The sequence below is a fragment of the Culturomica massiliensis genome, assembly GCF_900091655.1.
GTDB classification, from domain to species: Bacteria; Bacteroidota; Bacteroidia; order Bacteroidales; family Marinifilaceae; genus Culturomica; species Culturomica massiliensis.
Map to the genome: position 1 here is coordinate 3,881,287 of NZ_LT594621.1, position 18,952 is coordinate 3,900,238.

9 protein-coding genes, 1 tRNA gene and 3 rRNA genes are annotated in these 18,952 nt (G+C 44.0%); 10 read left to right on the forward strand and 3 right to left on the reverse strand.

Annotated features, from left to right (window positions below):
* Positions 1-109 precede the first annotated feature (109 nt).
* Positions 110-2,491 carry a ferrous iron transport protein B gene (gene feoB / locus BN8908_RS17140; protein ID WP_187373432.1) on the forward strand — a complete coding sequence of 794 codons (2,382 nt, stop codon included), beginning with the start codon at positions 110-112 and terminating at the stop codon, positions 2,489-2,491.
* A 24-nt stretch (positions 2,492-2,515) separates the two neighbouring features.
* The gene (locus BN8908_RS18290; protein ID WP_021986794.1) at positions 2,516-2,665 is read left to right on the forward strand and encodes a FeoB-associated Cys-rich membrane protein; all 150 of its coding nucleotides are present in this window, start codon (positions 2,516-2,518) and stop codon (positions 2,663-2,665) included.
* Between the two features lie 13 nt (positions 2,666-2,678).
* On the opposite strand, the gene BN8908_RS17145 is transcribed toward BN8908_RS18290, so the two are convergent.
* The 3 genes from BN8908_RS17145 to BN8908_RS17155 all read right to left on the reverse strand — a co-directional run bounded on the left by BN8908_RS17145 (position 2,679) and on the right by BN8908_RS17155 (position 6,915).
* The gene (locus tag BN8908_RS17145) at positions 2,679-3,437 is read right to left on the reverse strand and encodes a hypothetical protein (protein WP_068691834.1); all 759 of its coding nucleotides are present in this window, start codon (positions 3,435-3,437) and stop codon (positions 2,679-2,681) included.
* A gap of 100 nt (positions 3,438-3,537) precedes the next feature.
* Entirely contained in the window at positions 3,538-4,911 is a 1,374-nt protein-coding gene (locus tag BN8908_RS17150) for an MltF family protein (protein WP_068691836.1), read from the reverse strand.
* Positions 4,912-4,962: 51 nt separating this feature from the next.
* On the reverse strand, positions 4,963-6,915 hold the full coding sequence (locus BN8908_RS17155; RefSeq protein ID WP_068691838.1) for a putative porin: 1,953 nt from the start codon (positions 6,913-6,915) through the stop codon (positions 4,963-4,965).
* Between the two features lie 77 nt (positions 6,916-6,992).
* Here BN8908_RS17155 and BN8908_RS17160 point away from each other — a divergent pair, with 77 nt between their 5' ends.
* From BN8908_RS17160 to BN8908_RS17205, 8 genes are all read left to right on the forward strand, one after another.
* Positions 6,993-8,699, forward strand: a complete 1,707-nt coding sequence (locus BN8908_RS17160) for a glutamine--tRNA ligase/YqeY domain fusion protein (RefSeq protein WP_068691840.1) — start codon at positions 6,993-6,995, stop codon at positions 8,697-8,699.
* A gap of 78 nt (positions 8,700-8,777) precedes the next feature.
* Complete coding sequence (locus tag BN8908_RS17165; RefSeq protein WP_021986789.1) at positions 8,778-9,644, forward strand: YitT family protein; 867 nt, start codon at positions 8,778-8,780, stop codon at positions 9,642-9,644.
* A 528-nt stretch (positions 9,645-10,172) separates the two neighbouring features.
* Positions 10,173-11,701: ribosomal RNA gene (locus BN8908_RS17180) — 16S ribosomal RNA — on the forward strand.
* A gap of 206 nt (positions 11,702-11,907) precedes the next feature.
* Positions 11,908-14,801: ribosomal RNA gene (locus BN8908_RS17185) — 23S ribosomal RNA — on the forward strand.
* Between the two features lie 81 nt (positions 14,802-14,882).
* Positions 14,883-14,994, forward strand: a 5S ribosomal RNA gene (gene rrf / locus BN8908_RS17190).
* The 16S, 23S and 5S rRNA genes sit together here with 1 tRNA gene alongside, the layout of an rRNA operon.
* Positions 14,995-15,032: 38 nt before the next feature.
* Positions 15,033-15,109 (forward strand) — tRNA-Met (locus tag BN8908_RS17195).
* A gap of 754 nt (positions 15,110-15,863) precedes the next feature.
* A complete protein-coding gene (locus BN8908_RS17200; protein WP_082989303.1) occupies positions 15,864-17,207 on the forward strand; it encodes a PKD domain-containing protein in 1,344 nt (447 codons plus the stop codon).
* A 10-nt stretch (positions 17,208-17,217) separates the two neighbouring features.
* A complete protein-coding gene (locus BN8908_RS17205; protein WP_082989304.1) occupies positions 17,218-18,951 on the forward strand; it encodes a hypothetical protein in 1,734 nt (577 codons plus the stop codon).
* The last annotated feature ends 1 nt before the right edge of the window (position 18,952 follow it).

Sequence of the window (18,952 nt, forward strand, 5' to 3'; positions counted from 1 at the left end):
CGGATTTTTTACGCCTTTTTGCCTGTCTGCTTCTTTCTTGCCTCCCCATTTATGGGGATTTCATTTGTCACGGGAAATATGTATTTTTGGCGCGAAATAAATTGCAGGCATGAAAAATCATTTTTTGAGATTGGCCGATATTCCGACGGGGAATGAGTGTGTGATTGTCAAAGTACATGGGCATGGTAGTTTCCGCAATCGGATTGTGGAAATGGGGTTTGTCAAAGGGGAGAAAGTTACTGTAATTAAAAATGCTCCCCTGCGCGATCCGATCGAGTATAAATTGATGGACGGTCATATCTCCCTACGCCGTAGTGAGGCGGAGCTCATCGAGGTAATGGATGTTACCGGATCATGGGCAGAGCATTCGGACACTTCTGCTTATAACGGAACGTTTTCCGATGATAGTGTGAGGAATGTCATTCGGGAGAAAGCCAATACGATTGAGATCGCTTTGGTGGGTAACCCGAATTGCGGGAAGACGTCTTTTTTTAACCGTGCCACGGGATTACGGGAACATGTCGGCAATTACAGCGGGGTGACGGTAGATGCCAAAGAAGCTGTTTTTAAACATAAAGGGTACACGATCCGGTTGATCGATTTGCCGGGTACTTATTCGATTACGGAATATACGGCGGAAGAAATATTTGTACGTACGTATATAACGGATCATCATCCCGATATCGTGTTGAATATTGTAGATGCTTCGAATCTGGAACGGAATCTTTTTCTGACGACCCAGTTGATCGATATGAATATCCGGGTGGTAATGGCTTTGAATATGTATGATGAGCTGGGTAGGGAAGGAGCTGTACTGGACGAGGGCTATTTGGGGAGATTATTGGGAATTCCGATCGTTCCTACGACTGCGAGCCAGGGAAGCGGTATCGAGGCTGTACTTAGTAAAATCATAGAGGTTTTTGAAGATAAGAGCGAGGTTTCCCGTCACATCCATATCAATTACGGTGTGGAGATCGAGACTGCCATAGATAAGATAAAGGAAACGATTGTTCCCAACCGGAATATTACAGACCGTTTTGCTCCCCGCTATCTGGCTATAAAGATGATCGAAGACGACTCGATTACAAAAGAAATGCTGAAAAAGGTGCCTAATTATGCCCGGATCGAGGAGGTTACCCGGAAATACATCGGAATACTCGAAAAGGAATTTAAGGAAGATACCCGTACTATTATTACCAATGCCAAATACGGATTTATCCGGGGAGCCTTAAAAGAGACTTATACGGAGGGGGACAGGGACAAGAGGCAGTTGACCAATGCCATCGATACCGTGTTGACCCATCATTGGTTGGGTTTTCCCGTATTGTTGTTGTTTATGTGGGTGATGTTTCAGGCTACTTTTTCGTTGGGGAGTTATCCTATGGACTGGATTGAGCAAGGGGTAGATGCCCTGGGGAATTGGGTGACCCATGTAATGCCTCAGGGACCTCTGAATGATCTGATTGTAGACGGTGTGATTGCCGGAGTCGGGGGGGTGATTGTGTTCTTGCCCAATATTCTCATTTTGTTCTTCTTTATCTCCCTGATGGAAGACACCGGATATATGGCCCGGGCAGCTTTTATTATGGATAAACTGATGCATAAGATCGGATTACACGGGAAATCATTTATTCCTTTGCTGATCGGTTTCGGATGCAATGTGCCGGCTATAATGGCCACCCGTACCCTGGAGAGCCGTAGGGAAAGGTTGCTGACCATGCTGATCACTCCTTTTATGTCGTGCAGCGCACGTTTACCGGTCTATATTTTGCTGGTGTCGGCTTTCTTTCCGGTGAATCAGGGACTTATATTGCTGTCGGTGTATATGATCGGAATCGGGATCGCCATTTTGACGGCTTTGGTGTTGAAAAAGCTGATGTTTCATAAAGTTTCCGATCCTTTTGTCATGGAATTACCTCCTTACCGGATGCCGACGATGCGTAATACCCTGTTACACATGTGGGCTAAAGCCGGACAGTATTTGAAGAAGATGGGAACCATCATTTTATTTGCTTCTATCCTGATCTGGGCATTGGGCTATTATCCCCATCGTCCGGAATATGAAAAACAGAGTCCGGAGCAAATGGAAAATTCTTATATCGGGCGTATGGGAAAGGCGATAGAACCGGTGATTGCTCCGCTTGGATTCGACTGGAAAATGGGTGTGAGTATCGTTACCGGATTAGCTGCTAAGGAAATTGTCGTGAGTTCGATGGGAATACTCTATCATGTACCGGATGCAGAAGAAAACACCCAGACTTTGGCAGAAACTTTACGGAATCAGAAAGATGCGCAGGGACAATCGATATTTACTCCTTTGGTGGCTTATTGTTTCATGTTGTTTATATTGATTTATTTCCCCTGTATGGCTGTTATCGCTGCCATCCGAAAGGAAGCCGGCCTGAAATGGGCCTTTTTTACCATGTTTTATACCACTTCCCTGGCCTGGCTGGTTGCTTTTTGCGTATACCAGATCGGAAGATTGTTTTAAGTCGGATTCTAAAAAGGCGGAATTATGTGGCAGCAGATCATTGTCGGAATTATTATCCTGATCGCACTTTGGGGGATGTTTAACCGTTTGTATAGGAAAAAAAAGAGAAAGAATAGAAATTGTAAGGACGGGACCTGTGAGGGATGTCCGTTAAAAGAGAAATGCCGGTCGTAGCCGGCATTTCTTTTTATGATTGGAAGGGGAGTTTCAAGGTAATCTCGTCTGCTTCTTTTTTGCGTTTGATGCGTTCTTTTTCTCCTCTGCGGAATACGTATACCAGGCCGTATTCTTCACACATATACCTTTTTTCTTCTTCGTCCTTTACACTGGAAAAATAACTCTCCACCTCATTCCATATATTCAATATCAAGGCGTCTGCTTCATCCCGGAATTGTGCAACTTCTGAACTGAAACGGGCAGAATTGGCCTGCAATCTTTTCTGAAATTCGTAGCCTTGTTTAAAGTTTTCATAGTTGACACGTACCAAAGCAATTGCTGGGCTGTAAATCGGATTACCTCCGCGGTTGTTCAGACGTTCCTGCTCTCCGGAAATAACTCTTTCCCCCCAGTTGAGCAACTCCTGTTCTGTCAATAAAGAAGGAACCTTGGAATCTTCTTCTTCCAATCCGTAATAGACCCGAGCCTGCGGTTTGAGTTCTCCCCGGGCAATCGTAAAATTCAATACCTGTATGAAATGAGAAACATATAACCGCGCTTTGCGGGTAAGTTCGGAGAATTTCTGGCTGTTTTCTATTTGTTTTTCCCGGGCTGCCTTGGAGTTGGTGATAGCCACTTCGAATTTGGGTAAAAATATGTCGATTTTTTGTTTTAATGGAAAAGAATATGCCATCATATTGATGTCATCCAGACGTTCTCCTTTACGCAAGGCCGTTTTCAAAGCCCTTATTCTCGCTGCATCTGTATTTGGTAATCTTCTGTAAGGCATGCGTTTAAATATTAAAAATCCCTTAAATACGACAATGCGAAGATATTTAAAAAAAAACAGTAAATCAATATTCGTACAAACATTTTTTGCTCTTTTTGCGCTAACGTTTGATGTGTTTGTAGTTGTTGTAAGTTTCCAATACCTTTCGTACGTAGTCTACAGCTTGCTGGCCGTCGCAATATCCATTGAAAGAAAGAGAGTCCCGGTAATATTCCGGATCGGATTTATGTTGCAGGTAGAAAGCTACGTTATTGTCCCATTTGTAAGGGTCTTTGTTGTATTTTTGCGTCAATCGCATGGCGTCTTTGACATGACCGGCGCCTACATTGTAAGAAGCCAGTGTAAATTTGATCTTCTCTTTTTCTGCTATCGGATATTGCAGAAAAATGTTATCCAGATATTTTAAATAGCGTACACCCGTATAAATGTTACTGTCCGGTTGAAAATAGTCGAATACGTTGAACATACTGGCTGTTTCCGGGATCACCTGCATTAATCCGTAAGCTCCGACCTGAGATTCCGCTTCGGGATCGAATCTGGATTCGTTGTATATCAGAGCCGCCAATAACCGCCAATCCCAATCGAGAAATTTGCTCTCTTTTTTCAGTTCTTCATCGAAAGGGGAAATATCGCCTTTTTTTAATAATGTATATTTGGAAGTAGGATTGGCGGAGTTGTTGAAATACCTTTTATAAAGGTAGTTTAATTTGCCGCTTTTTTTTACCTGGATCAGCCAGCGGTTGATTTCCTCCGTTAAGGTCGAGTCGGCTGCGGGAGTAGCCCAGGCTACGGAAATACTGTTGTTCAGCCGCAATGAGTAGTCCAGATTTTTCATAGAGGTGGACAATGCTTTGGCAATATTCTCATCCATGACCGTCAGCCTGATCTCTCCGGTTTCTACGAGATGCAGGATGTCTTCGGAAGAATAATCTGTGATTTCGGAGATTTTGATGTGAATATTCAAAGAATCCTCGAGTTGCTGAACCAGTTTCCGGTAGGGGCTGTCTTTTTTGATAAAGACTGTCTTTCCGTCCAGTTCTTTCGCATCCCGGAGGATTGTATTGTTTTTATTTTGCACCAATACTTCCCCTGTTTTGAAAAAAGGGTTTGAAAAATTGAGTTTTTCTTTTCTTTCCGGAGTTTCCGTCATGCTGACGGCAATCAGGTCGAATTTCCCTTCTTCGAGGTGGTGGATGAGGCTGTCGATGTTATTATTGATTTCGACAATGTGTAAATCGATCCCTAAAAAAGAGGCGAAATCTTTGGCCAGATCGTAATGAAAACCACGGGGAATACCTTTGTAAACGTAATAATCTGTTGTGGAATAAAAAGTGGATATATCCAGATGTCCCCGGAGAAGAACTTTTTCAATAGAAGTCGGTGCCGGATAGATGAAATCCGGCTTCTTCCTCTTTTCTTTACAGGAAAAACACAGAGAAATAAGGGCAAATATTACGATATTTTTCAGTGGCATTGGGTAAAGATATAAAAAAAATGCCGAACAAAAATCGTATTCCCGGATTAATCAGTCGAAGAAATTCCAGGAAAGTCCGAATTTGAACATCCCCGGATTGATCGGATAATCCAAAGCGCTGAAATATTCACCGTTCGTGATAAAGTAGTTTACATGTTCGTATTTCAGGAAAAGATGAGCACGTTTGATGCCGAAATCCAGAAATACATCGACTTTGGGGTAGCCTCCTGTTTTTTCGTCCCGTTGGTTGTAGAATTGCATGGACGAAGGTTGGTATTTGTCGGCATAGAATTTTGTATTGTAAAATAAATCGATACCGATGACGAACTTCAATACTTTCTTAAAGAAAGCATTCTGGTAGTAATTGTGTGAATACAAAGCTACCGTAGGCAAAGAAAGTACATCTTCCTGGGTGCTTTTCTGCACGTATACCGTTTGATCGAAATGAAAATTTCCGGCTTTGAATTTTTGTTTGCCCCACAAGGTGAGTACCATTAAATTTTTAGAACTTTGAACAGGCATGGCAGCCGTATCGAAATACACATAATCGATCGTATTGTTCCAGCCGACACCGAGTTCGGTCCGTGAACGTTCGTTGATATAACGGCCTTCGACACTGAATGTTTTTATGTTGCTGAAATTATTTTCCCAATAGTCGTGGTTGCCGATATAGCGGGAGAAAAAAGGATTGACAGTTTTGGACTCGATAGACGCATCGACTCTGATATAGGAACTGCGGTCTTTCCTGAGATATTGACGCAAAAATCCCTCTACGGTAAAATTACCGATATAATCTCCCAGTAGACAAAGCCTGACGGCTGCATCGAAATTGAATAGTGCAGTTGTATCGACATTGAATAAGCCGCCCGTCAGCCAGGTACCCGTATAAAGGTCTTTGCCCCGGTTATTGATCGTATCCAGCGAGGTACGCCCGGTGTAATCCAGGTATTCGAAGTCCAATCCGGCATATATGCCCGGCAGGTATTTGTATTTAGGGTGTTCATTTACAACAAATTTACTGCTCAGATTATAGAGACGGTTGCTCTGCATATCGGCACTCTTTATCGTGTCCAGATAAGTATGGGGGAAAAAGTCGCGGTTGACACTCGCTTCTTTAAAACGATGCACATTATCCTCAACTTTTACCGCCAGAATGGCTTTGGCCGGATAAGTGATCGTTGTGTCTTTGCTGCGGGCCACTTCTTTTTCTTTTCCGATGTTGTATTGTACTTGCGTGTAGAAATTGAAATTCCGGTAACTATTGGTCGTATTGGACAGATTCACCGGAATATTCTCAGCGTTGATGGTGGTGTCGCGGATGTATTTTTTATCTACGATACCTCCGTTTTCATTGAATTTTCCGTTGTTTTGATTGATAAAGAAATTGACAACCCATCTTTCATATTCATAAGAAGAGAAAAAAGATACATTGTAAGCTTTTGCTTTTTGATTCATGTAACGGCCATCACTGGATATCAGGTTGTAACGAAAACCGGCATTCCAGTAAGGACGAATGTTTTGGGAATGCCAGATGTCCAGAAAAGTTTCGTTTTTCCCTTTACCGCCCCCGGTTTTGTAAGTCAGTTGGGTAAAAGGGGTGGTGGTATTGAAATTCAGTGCATCCACGGGTTTAAACAGATAGGCACGGATATTGGTAAGCGGATAAAAATCTTCTTCCTTCGCCCGCTCGATATAAATATCGGAAATATACGGGGAGGGGAAATTTGCTAAATACGTGTTTGCAATACTTTTTCTGAAAATATAATTGTAATTGTGCGCGTTGTCTAACGTGGTATCCAACGGAATATCTTCGGTGTAAACACCGTCGTGCCGCCATTGCCAGGTTTTTCTGAAATGCGGTATATTAGGCGTTTTTACAGAATCTCTGTGAGAAATATCAGGACTGTTGCCGTCTCTTGTGCCTGCCGGGTTCTGGAGTCTGCTTTGAGCGAATCCGCTCAAATGGAGGGCACCGAAAATCAGTATGTAAATTAATTTTTTCATCGTCGCAAATATACGTAAACTTTTAAAACTCTCATAAATTACTTACTTTTGTGGCTTAAAATATAAATGCATATCATATGGATACAAATCATCACATCTCCGAAACGGAAGATGAAGTCAAATCGCTGAATTTTATTGAGCAAATTATTGAAGAGGAAATTGCCGAAGGTAAGAACGGCGGCCGGGTTCATACCCGTTTCCCGCCGGAGCCTAACGGGTATCTTCACATCGGGCATGCCACTTCGATTTGTCTGAATTTCGGACTTGCTGCCAAATATAACGGAAAATGTAATTTGCGTTTTGACGACACCAATCCCGTAAAAGAGGATGTCGAATATACGGATGCAATTCAGGGAGATATTAAATGGCTGGGGTTTGAATGGGACGGAGAGGTACGTTATGCTTCCGATTATTTTCAGCAATTGTATGACTGGGCGGAGCAGATGATAAAAGAGGGGAAAGCTTATGTGGACGATCAGACGGCAGAGGAGATCAGTGCCGGGCGTAAAACGATCAATGAGCCGGGAGTGAACAGTCCTTACCGGGAGAGAAGCATAGAAGAGAATCTGGACCTTTTCCGCCGGATGAAGAACGGGGAATTTAAAGAAGGTTCGAGGGTATTGCGGGCGAAAATAGATATGGCTTCTCCGAATATGCTGATGCGGGATCCGATCATGTACCGTATTATATACAGTAGCCATCATCGTACCGGAGATAAGTGGTGTATTTATCCGATGTATGATTTTACACATGGACAAAGCGATTATCTGGAAGGGATAACTCATTCCATATGTACGTTGGAGTTCGAAATCCACCGTCCGTTATACAACTGGTTCCTCGATCAGTTGACGGATACGGAATACCGCCCGCGGCAGATCGAATTTGCCCGTCGTAATCTGAATTATACAGTAATGAGCAAACGGAGGTTGCTGGAACTTGTACAGAAAGGATATGTTGCCGGTTGGGACGATCCCCGGATGCCTACGATATGCGGATTGAGGCGGCGGGGATATACGCCGGAATCGATTCGGGCCTTTGCCGAGAAAGTCGGCGTTGCCCGGCGCGAGATTGTTGTGGATATGGCCTTACTCGAATTCTGTGTACGGGAGCATCTGAATAAAACCGCACCTCGTGTCATGGCTGTTTTGGATCCGGTGAAGGTCGTTTTGGATAATTATCCGGAGAAAGGGGAGTTGGTGGCTATCGAGAACAATCCGGAAGATCCGGCTGCCGGAGTCAGAATGGTGCCCTTTTCCAAAGAGCTGTACATCGAACGGGATGATTTTATGGAAAATGCACCTAAAAAATTCTTCCGTCTGACCCCGGGAGGAGAAGTCCGTTTAAAAGGTGCCTATATTATAAAATGCGAAAGTGTTGAAAAGGACGAAGCCGGAAATATTACGCTGATACATTGTACTTGTGATATGGAAAGCCGTAGCGGTAACGGTACGGAGGCCAGCAACCGGAAGGTAAAAGGTACCTTGCATTGGGTTTCTGCCGCCGATGCTGTGGATGCTGAAGTGCGCCTGTACGACCGTTTGTTTAAAGACGAAGATCCGGCAGGACACAAGGATGTGGACTTTAAAGAGTTTATAAACGAAAATTCTTTGAAGATCATGAAGGGATGTAAGCTGGAACCGGGCCTGAAAGAAGCCGAACCGGGCGATCGTTTCCAGTTCCAGCGTTTGGGATATTTCTGTGTAGATAAAGATTCCCGTCCGGGTGAACTTGTGTTCAATCGGACGGTGGCTCTGAAAGACACCTGGGCCAAACAACAGAATTAAAGCAACGGGAGGTCTGAACGGTGTGTTGAAATCCGTTCAGGCATCCTGTTTTTTGTGGTGTAGTTTATATTATAACCGATGAATAGAATATTAGAAGAAATTAAGTCCTATGTGATAATCGCATTGGGGATGCTGATGTATGCCTTCTCGGCGACAGCTTTTCAGATTCCGAATAAAATTGTCGGAGGAGGTGCTACCGGTGTGGGTACTGTTATTTACTATCTGACAGACGGTCTTATCCCCGTCGGTGTCAGTTACTTTTTAATCAATGTGGTTTTGATTTCCATTGCCTTGAAGGTACTGGGACCTAAATTCGGGATCAAATCGATCTTTGCTATCTGTGTCGGTAGTTTCCTGTTGGGAATTTTACAGCCTTTGTTTCCGGAATCCCTGGTCACCGACCGTTTTATGTGTGCTGTTATTTCCGGTATCCTGACGGGAGCCGGAATCGCTTTGGCGCTGGCACAGGGAGGAAGTACCGGGGGAACGGATATCGTAGCTATGTTGGTGACCAAGTACAGGAATGTGAGTCCCGGGAAAATGATTATGTATTGTGATTGCGGAATCATCGCTTCCAGTTTACTTATCAATTTCAACATCGAAGGTCTGATGTACGGTTATGTGATGATGGGCGTGGTGTCGTTTACGGTCGATTTCGTGCTTACGGGGAAAAAGCAGTCTGCTCAATTGTTTATCTTTACCGAGAAATACGAGGAGGTCGCCGAGCGGATTACCGAACGTTTTGTGCGAGGCGTGACCGTTGTCGATTGTACCGGCTGGTATACCGGACAGGCTAAAAAAATGCTGATTATAGTCGTTCGTAAAAATGAAGCGATTGAAGTGCTGAAAATTGCAAAAAGAGTCGATTCGAATGTGTTTATGACCATGAATACGGTAATGGGCGTGTTCGGCAAAGGATTTGATGAGGTGAAAGGCGTAAAGTGATGTGTTACGACTGAATCAATATTGAAATGCAGCGGAAATTTCCGCTGCATTTTTGTATTTTTATGCTTATGTAATTCGTTTCTGATTTACGATTTGTGGTACTTCTTTCCGCTTTTCCTTTTTTCGTCTTGTTTTTCTGTTCAAAAAGTCTTTTTGTATTTATGTGAATTTCAGTATATTGAAAAAAAGTTTTCATTTTTCCATAAAAAATTGATTAAAAAATTTGGAAATGGTTTATATATTGCGTTATCTTTGCACCCGCTTTCCGAGAGATAGAGGTTATGGCAGCGGGGTAATCGGGGAGTCAGTTCTTGAAAAAAGTTTTGAAAAAAAAGAGCGGTCAGGATTTGGAAGTTTGTATGAATCGCCTTATCTTTGCCGTCACTTTCCGCTAAAAAACAGCGGTCAAGACCGACAGAAGTTCTTTAACATATTGTAGTGACAAAATGAAGCAAGTGCGAGTCCTGAAATCAACCATTTCGGACGGATATAACTGGGCAAAGGAATATAATTTTACAAGTTTTTTTTACTATGAAGAGTTTGATCCTGGCTCAGGATGAACGCTAGCGACAGGCTTAACACATGCAAGTCGAGGGGCAGCATGGTCAGTAGCAATACCGACTGATGGCGACCGGCGCACGGGTGAGTAACGCGTATGCAACCTGCCCTGTACAGGGGGATAGCCCATGGAAACGTGGATTAATATCCCATAGTAATCATGATAGGCATCTATTTTGATTTAAATCTTCTGAGGTACAGGATGGGCATGCGTCCTATTAGATAGTTGGCGGGGTAACGGCCCACCAAGTCCTTGATAGGTAGGGGTTCTGAGAGGAAGGTCCCCCACACTGGTACTGAGACACGGACCAGACTCCTACGGGAGGCAGCAGTGAGGAATATTGGTCAATGGGCGATAGCCTGAACCAGCCAAGTCGCGTGAGGGAAGACTGCCCTATGGGTTGTAAACCTCTTTTGTAAGTGGAGAATAAGCGTTACGTGTAGCGCGATGACTGTAACTTACGAATAAGCATCGGCTAACTCCGTGCCAGCAGCCGCGGTAATACGGAGGATGCGAGCGTTATCCGGATTTATTGGGTTTAAAGGGTGCGTAGGCGGCACTATAAGTTAGTGGTAAAATATCCGGGCTTCACCCGGACTCGCCATTAATACTGTAGAGCTCGAGTACAGACGAGGTAGGCGGAATAAGTTAAGTAGCGGTGAAATGCATAGATATAACTTAGAACTCCGATAGCGAAGGCAGCTTACCAGACTGTAACTGACGCTGATGCACGAGAGCGTGGGTATCGAACAGGATTAGATACCCTGGTAGTCCACGCCGTAAACGATGCTCACCGGCCCTTAGCGATATAGAGTTAGGGGTTAATCGAAAGAATTAAGTGAGCCACCTGGGGAGTACGTCGGCAACGATGAAACTCAAAGGAATTGACGGGGGCCCGCACAAGCGGAGGAACATGTGGTTTAATTCGATGATACGCGAGGAACCTTACCTGGGTTTAAATGTATTCTGCATAAACTGGAAACAGTTTTTTCCTTCGGGACTGATTACAAGGTGCTGCATGGTTGTCGTCAGCTCGTGCCGTGAGGTGTCGGGTTAAGTCCCATAACGAGCGCAACCCTTATCACTAGTTGCCATCAGGTAATGCTGGGCACTCTATTGAGACTGCCACCGTAAGGTGAGAGGAAGGGGGGGATGACGTCAAATCAGCACGGCCCTTACACCCAGGGCGACACACGTGTTACAATGGCCGGTACAGAGGGTCGCTACCTGGTGACAGGATGCTAATCTCGAAATCCGGTCGTAGTTCGGATTGGAGTCTGTAACCCGACTCCATGAAGTTGGATTCGCTAGTAATCGCGCATCAGCCATGGCGCGGTGAATACGTTCCCGGGCCTTGTACACACCGCCCGTCAAGCCATGGAAGCCGGGAGTACCTGAAGTCCGTAACCGCAAGGATCGGCCTAAGGTAATACTGGTAACTGGGGCTAAGTCGTAACAAGGTAGCCGTACCGGAAGGTGTGGCTGGAACACCTCCTTTCTGGAGACTTGTTATATCATGCACTTGCTAATTTTTCACTAAATATATACCGGATCGCAGGTTAGCGTTATAAAAGGTTCGATTCCTTTGATCCTTCATTTAAGTTCTTTGACATATTGGGAAATTTATGGAAATATGATCCATAACAGCTATAACAAATAGTATACAATAGAGATATTGAATATACGAGAGTAGCAAGTATAAATTATAAAAGCAATTAAGGGCGTATGGTGGATGCCTAGGCTCTCACAGGCGATGAAGGACGTGATAAGCTGCGATAAGCTCCGGGTAGGTGCAAATAACCGTAAATCCGGAGGTTTCCGAATGGGGCAACCCAGTACATTGAAGATGTACTATACCGTCAGGTAAGCGAACGCAGGGAACTGAAACATCTAAGTACCTGTAGGAAAATAAAACAATAGTGATTCCCCCAGTAGCGGCGAGCGACCGGGGAACAGCCCAAACCGTCATTGTTTCGGCAGTGGCGGGGGAGTAGGATCACAATATTGCAGAAATAAATGAAATGGAACACATTGGAAAATGTGATCAGAGAGGGTGATAATCCCGTACATGTAAGTTTATAATGCATAGTGATATCCTGAGTAAGGCGGGACACGTGAAATCCTGTCTGAATCGGCCGGGCCCATCCGGCAAGGCTAAATACTAGTGAGAGACCGATAGTGAACCAGTACTGTGAAGGAAAGGTGAAAAGCACCCCGAACAGGGGAGTGAAATAGTCCCTGAAACCATGCGCCTACAAGCGGTCGGAGCCCTTTTTGGGGTGACGGCGTGCCTTTTGCATAATGAGCCTACGAGTTACTCATCACCAGCGAGGTTAAGTACTTCTAGGTACGTGAGCCGAAGCGAAAGCGAGTCTGAACAGGGCGTCAAGTTGGTGGTGGTAGACGCGAAACCTTAGTGATCTACCCATGAGCAGGTTGAAGGTTTGGTAACACAAACTGGAGGACCGAACCGATAAGCGTTGAAAAGCTTCCGGATGACTTGTGGGTAGGGGTGAAAGGCCAATCAAACTGGGAAATAGCTCGTACTCTCCGAAATGCATTTAGGTGCAGCCTCTGTTGTTTAGTCTTAGAGGTAGAGCTACTGATTGGATGCGAGGGCTTCACCGCCTATCAAATCCGGCCAAACTCCGAATGCTAAGACTTTAAAGACAGGGAGTGAGCCCACGGGTGCTAAGGTCCGTGGACGAAAGAGGAAGAACTCAGCCCATCAGCTAAGGCCCCCAATTGTATGCTGAGTTGACATTAAAACGCGGTGGGACTGCTTAGACAGCTAGGATGTTGGCTTGGAAGCAGCCATTCATTTAAAGAGTGCGTAACAGCTCACTAGTCGAGCGGTCCTGCATGGATAATACTCGGGCATAAGCATACAGCCGAAGCTATGGATTCTACGTAACAGTAGAGTGGTAGGAGAGCATTCCGTTCAGCGTCGAAGCAGTATCGTGAGGTATTGTGGAGCGTACGGAAAAGCAAATGTAGGCATAAGTAACGATAATGCGGGTGAGAACCCCGCACGCCGTAAGGTCAAGGATTCCCCGGCAATGTCAATCATCCGGGGGTAAGTCGGGTCCTAAGTCGTAGCCGACAGGTATAGACGATGGCCAACAGGTTAATATTCCTGTACTCATTTATACTGCGATGCAGAGACGTAGCGATGACACTGCTGCCTCCTGACGGAATAGGAGGTTGAAGCCCGTACCCATAGATGCCTGTAGTCAAGTACGCAGGCAGAGGTGAAAGGCGATAGTACCGCAATACTTCGGTAGCGCGGATAATGCAGGTAATTTAACTACCAAGAAAATCTGCTAAGCTTCAGGTATAAATGACCCGTACTGTAAACGGACACACGTGACCGGGTAGAGAATACTCAGGCGCTCGAGATATTCATGGCTAAGGAACTAGGCAAAATAGTCCTGTAACTTCGGGATAAAGGACGCTGGTAGTGATACCAGCCGCAGATAAATGGCCCAGGCGACTGTTTACCAAAAACACATGGCTATGCTAAATCGTAAGATGATGTATATGGCCTGACACCTGCCCGGTGCTGGAAGGTTAAGAGGAGAGCTCAGGAGCAATCCGAAGGTTTGAATTGAAGCCCCAGTAAACGGCGGCCGTAACTATAACGGTCCTAAGGTAGCGAAATTCCTTGTCGGGTAAGTTCCGACCTGCACGAATGGTGTAACGATCTGGGTACTGTCTCAGCCATGATCTCGGTGAAATTGTAGTTCCGGTGAAGATGCCGGATACCCGCAACGGGACGGAAAGACCCCGTGAACCTTTACTGCAGCTTTGCATTGATTTTGGGTAAGTGATGTGTAGGATAGGTCGGAGGCTATGAGACGGGCTCGTCAGGGTTCGTGGAGCCGCCGTTGAAATACGACCCTTTGCTTATCTGAGGTCTAATCCCTTTATAGGGAGACATTGCATGGTGGGTAGTTTGACTGGGGTGGTCGCCTCCAAAAGCGTAACGGAGGCTTCTCAAGGTACCCTCATGGCGATTGGTAACCGCCAGTAGAGTGCAATGGCATAAGGGTGCTTGACTGTGAGACCCACAAGTCGATCAGGTTGGAAACAAGAGCATAGTGATCCGGTGGTTCCGTATGGAAGGGCCATCGCTCAAAGGATAAAAGGTACTCCGGGGATAACAGGCTGATCGCTCCCAAGAGCTCATATCGACGGAGCGGTTTGGCACCTCGATGTCGGCTCGTCACATCCTGGGGCTGGAGAAGGTCCCAAGGGTTCGGCTGTTCGCCGATTAAAGTGGCACGCGAGCTGGGTTCAGAACGTCGTGAGACAGTTCGGTCCCTATCTGTTGTGGGCGTAGGATATTTGAGGAGATCCTGACACTAGTACGAGAGGACCGTGTTGGACATACCTCTGGTGTATCAGTTGTGACGCCAGTTGCACTGCTGAGTATCTAAGTATGGCCGTGATAAGCGCTGAAAGCATCTAAGCGCGAAGCCGTCTTCAAGATGAAATATCCTTTAAAGGTCGTTATAGACGATAACGTAGATAGGTTGCAGGTGTATGGCCGGTGACGGCAGAGCTGAGCAATACTAATAACCTGAAAGCTTTATAATGTGGATGATATTTTTGTAGATTTCCCGATGTTTGTCAAATTCCTTTTCAGGGATTAACATATTGAACTGATAAAGACATTAAAAGGTGCCTATAGCAAAGGGGATCCACCTCTTCCCATACCGAACAGAGAAGTTAAGCCCTTTCACGCCGATGGTACTGCCCTTAGGGTGGGAGAGTAGGTAGGTGCCGAATTTTGAAAGAAAGAGTCTCAGAAATGAGACTCTTTTTATGGCGAGGTAGCTCAGCTGGTTAGAGCGCATGATTCATAATCATGAGGTCGGCGGTTCAAGCCCGCCTCTCGCTACCAATTTTAAAAGCAGTTGCAACGAAAGTTGTGACTGCTTTTTTTGTTTTATATAATTCCGTTATACACCCCCTATCCGGCTCGGCGACTGTCTATCCCGGTTTTTGCTGACATTATCGTTTTGTGAAATACATATACTGTGCGGATTCTGCTTGATTTTAATTGTTGCTGTATTGTTGATATGTATTCCGGGATCGATACATTGGGGAGTGAAATTATTCAGCAGAAGAGACGTACTGCCTAAAACGAACGTTTTAATTGCAGATTTTAAATTGGCGATTTTAGATTAAAAAAATCTGATGACGAATCAATTTGCCCAATAATTTACAATTTGCAATCTAAAATTTACAATTTCTATGAACCTTCGATCCCTTTATCTCAAAATAAGGTCGTTTAAAAGTATTATTTCATGTTTGAATAACAGTTCTGATTCAAATGTCTGATCATCATTGTTTTGTTTCAATATTATGTATATTTTAATGGTATTTCTGTTGTGAATTTTAATTATTGGAATATAATAAAGCAGCTGTAAACTTATAGTAAGTTTAAATAATATGAAAACAATTTTGATGTTAAAATATATTAATGTATTTTTGACTCGGAATGTTGATTGTTTGTGTCGTGTTTTTACAGAAGGTTTAATGACGTGTTTGTAGGGGAGTGGTGTCTCCGGGTGTGGCCGGAGAAGCGTGACTGTAAATTCTGATAAACTTGTCGGCGTGGCGCAGGAGTGTGTTAATCTTTGTAATGATAGTTGATGAATAAATTGGGGAGGAACCTTTTTAAGGCAGTTATATGGCTGCTTTTATATGCCTGTTATCAGGAAACACCTGTGAGAATCAATGCGGATTTCGATGTAGAGATTACCGGTAATGATTATTCTGTACCTGTAACTGTTCATTTGATGAATAAATCGACAGGTGCGGATTTATATGAATGGACATTCGAAGGTGGTGATCCTTTGAAATCCAATAAAGTAAATCCGGAAGAAGTTGTTTATAAGGAACCGGGAACATATACCATCCGTCTGGAAGCCTGGAACACCACTGAACGTAAAGTAAAAGAATTGACCGTAAGTCTCGATTCTGCTATTGGGGCTGGTTTCACTTATACGGTGGCTATAAACAATTTCTCACCGGTGGAAGTTACACTGATAAATTGCAGTTACGGTGGCACCCGGTATCGTTGGGAGTTTATCGGCGGGCAACCTGAAACTTACGAAGGAAAAAATCCTCCGGTTATTGTTTTTACGGAGCCTGGATTGCATCCGGTTCATTTACAAGTGTTCAATACAAGAGAGAGGGCGGAGTTTACCGATACGATTCGGGTACTTCCTGCTTTGGCAGTGGATTTCGAGTGGTGGCCGGGGAAAGATGATTATGATATGGAAGCTCCGTTGGTTATTGAATTGGCGGCTCGTTGTACCGGTGTTTTATCATATCTATGGAAGGCGGAAGGGGGAAGAATAGAAAATGATACCCTGGCCGATACCCGGATTTATTTCGACAAACCGGGGGAATATCGTGTTGAGCTTAAAGCAGCGAATGGAAAAGAAACGAAAAGTGTCGGCAAAGAGATAAAGGTGTTGGAAAATTCGAATTTGTATATAATACAGGATCTGAAATTCGGAATTACGACAGCGTTGAATACGGTGGGTGGATATTTTTCTTCGGAAACAAGGTCTGTTTTGAAAATGAAAGAATTGACTCCGGAGACCGGACCGACGATTGATTTTGTGTTTTGGGGGTTGGCCGATTTCGACCAATGTTGTTTTCTCTCGCCTGATTTGGTCGGATTAAAAGCCTTGCCGGATATACCCGGTGCCGCTCATTCCTGGTTTATCAATAACCCGGATGCGCTTACAGCCGGTCAGTTTGATGTTATGGAAAATGATGAGTTGTTAAAACGGCTTCTGATTAGGGAAAACTGTGATAAAGATCTTAACTCTTATTTTACAGGAAATGATGTTCCGCATTTGGTGTTGTTTGAAACCGGTGATTACCGCAAAGGAGTTATTAAGATAAAGCAATTCGTACAGGCAGGAAGTAATTCATATATTCTTGCAGATGTGAAAATACAGAAAGAAAGAACCGGAAATTGATATCGTTTATATGGATAAAGTGCGTGGCTTGAAACAATTATTTATTTATTGCTTATTCGGTGTATCGATGTCCAGCACTTTACCGGTATGTGCCCAACAAGTACGTTTGGATAATCTGAAAGAACAATTCAGTAAAAAAAATCTGTTTCGGATTAACGGAGGATTGGCAGCTAACGGAGTGTTTTACACGGGTGATAATTCCAGTCGTCAGCCTTTTATGTGGGTCATTTCCGGGAATGTCAATATCAGTATTTACGATCAGGTAAATCTTCCTTTTTCCTGTAATTTCAATAATCTGGGAAATGGATATAATTATCCTACTTTACCGAATCGTTTGAGTATACATCCGTCTTATAAATGGGTTACAGCCCATATCGGAGATGTATCGATGAGTTTCTCTCCCTATACACTGAGCGGGCATCAATTTACCGGTGCCGGTTTGGAATTGAAACCGGAAAACTTTCCGTTAAAAGCTCAGTTTATGTTTGGGCGTTTATTGAAAAAGACCGAATATGATTCATTGAATTTTGGAGGAATTGTAGCTTATAAAAGAATGGGTTATGGTGTGAAACTGAATTATGAGAAAGAAAAATATTTATTGGGAATCAGTGTGTTACATGCTCACGATGATCCGGAATCTTTAAAATGGAAGCCGGACAGTTTGCAGATATATCCTCAAAGCAACCTGGCCCTCAGCGGTGAAGTAACCCTCAAATTATTGGATAACCTGACGGTAAATGTAGAGTATGGTTTCAGTAGTCTTACCCGGGATATCCGTTTGCCTTCCGTTAAAACAGATTTGGGAATCTGGCTACTTACCCGTAACACGTCGACCGTTCAATATCATGCTCTGAAAGCCGGTGTAAATTATTTGCTTAAAAAGAATTCCATCGGTTTGGGATACGAACGTATAGATCCGGATTACCGGACTTTGGGAGGGTATTATTTTACGAATGATTTTGAAAATTTTACTTTTAATTATGCCCGGCCATTTTGGAAAGATAAAATCAATTTTTCGATGAATGTTGGGATGCAGCATGATAATCTGAACCGCAATAAGACAGAACAAACAAACCGTTGGGTAATAGCGGCAAATCTGAATATCGTGCCGACGGATAAATTGAATTGCTCCGTATCGTATTCCAGTTTTCAGAGTTATACCAATATCAGATCACAGTTTGATTATATCAATGCAACCAATAAATATGAAAATCAGGATACCCTTGATTTTACGCAGTTGTCCCAAAATGTGAATGTTAATATCGGATATAATTGGGCTGTGGAGGAAGTCAGAAGCCATAATCTGAATTTTAATCTGAGTTTTCAGGAGGCAGCAGACAAGCGGGGAGGGATTATTGCACCGGGGAGTGCATCCCGGTTTTATAATCTGGCGGCTTCTTATGCTTTGCTATTTGTTCCGTCAGCCATACAGTTGACGGCATCCGGAAATTTGACATACAATAAAATGGCCGGTATGGAAATGATTACGTGGGGGCCTAATCTGGGAGCCTCCTCTAAATTTTTAAAGAATAAGATGACGGTAGGGGTGTCGTCTTCTTATAATGTTTCTTCCAATAGCGGGATACGGACAGGGAGTGTATTCAACGCAAGGGGAAATGTCGTTATGCGTTTTTTTAAACATCATACGGCTAATATATCTGTGGTATACCAGAACCGGGATGTCCCGGTGAAGCCGGTAGCATCGGATTTTACGACTACACTTAATTATGCATATAGTTTTTAAA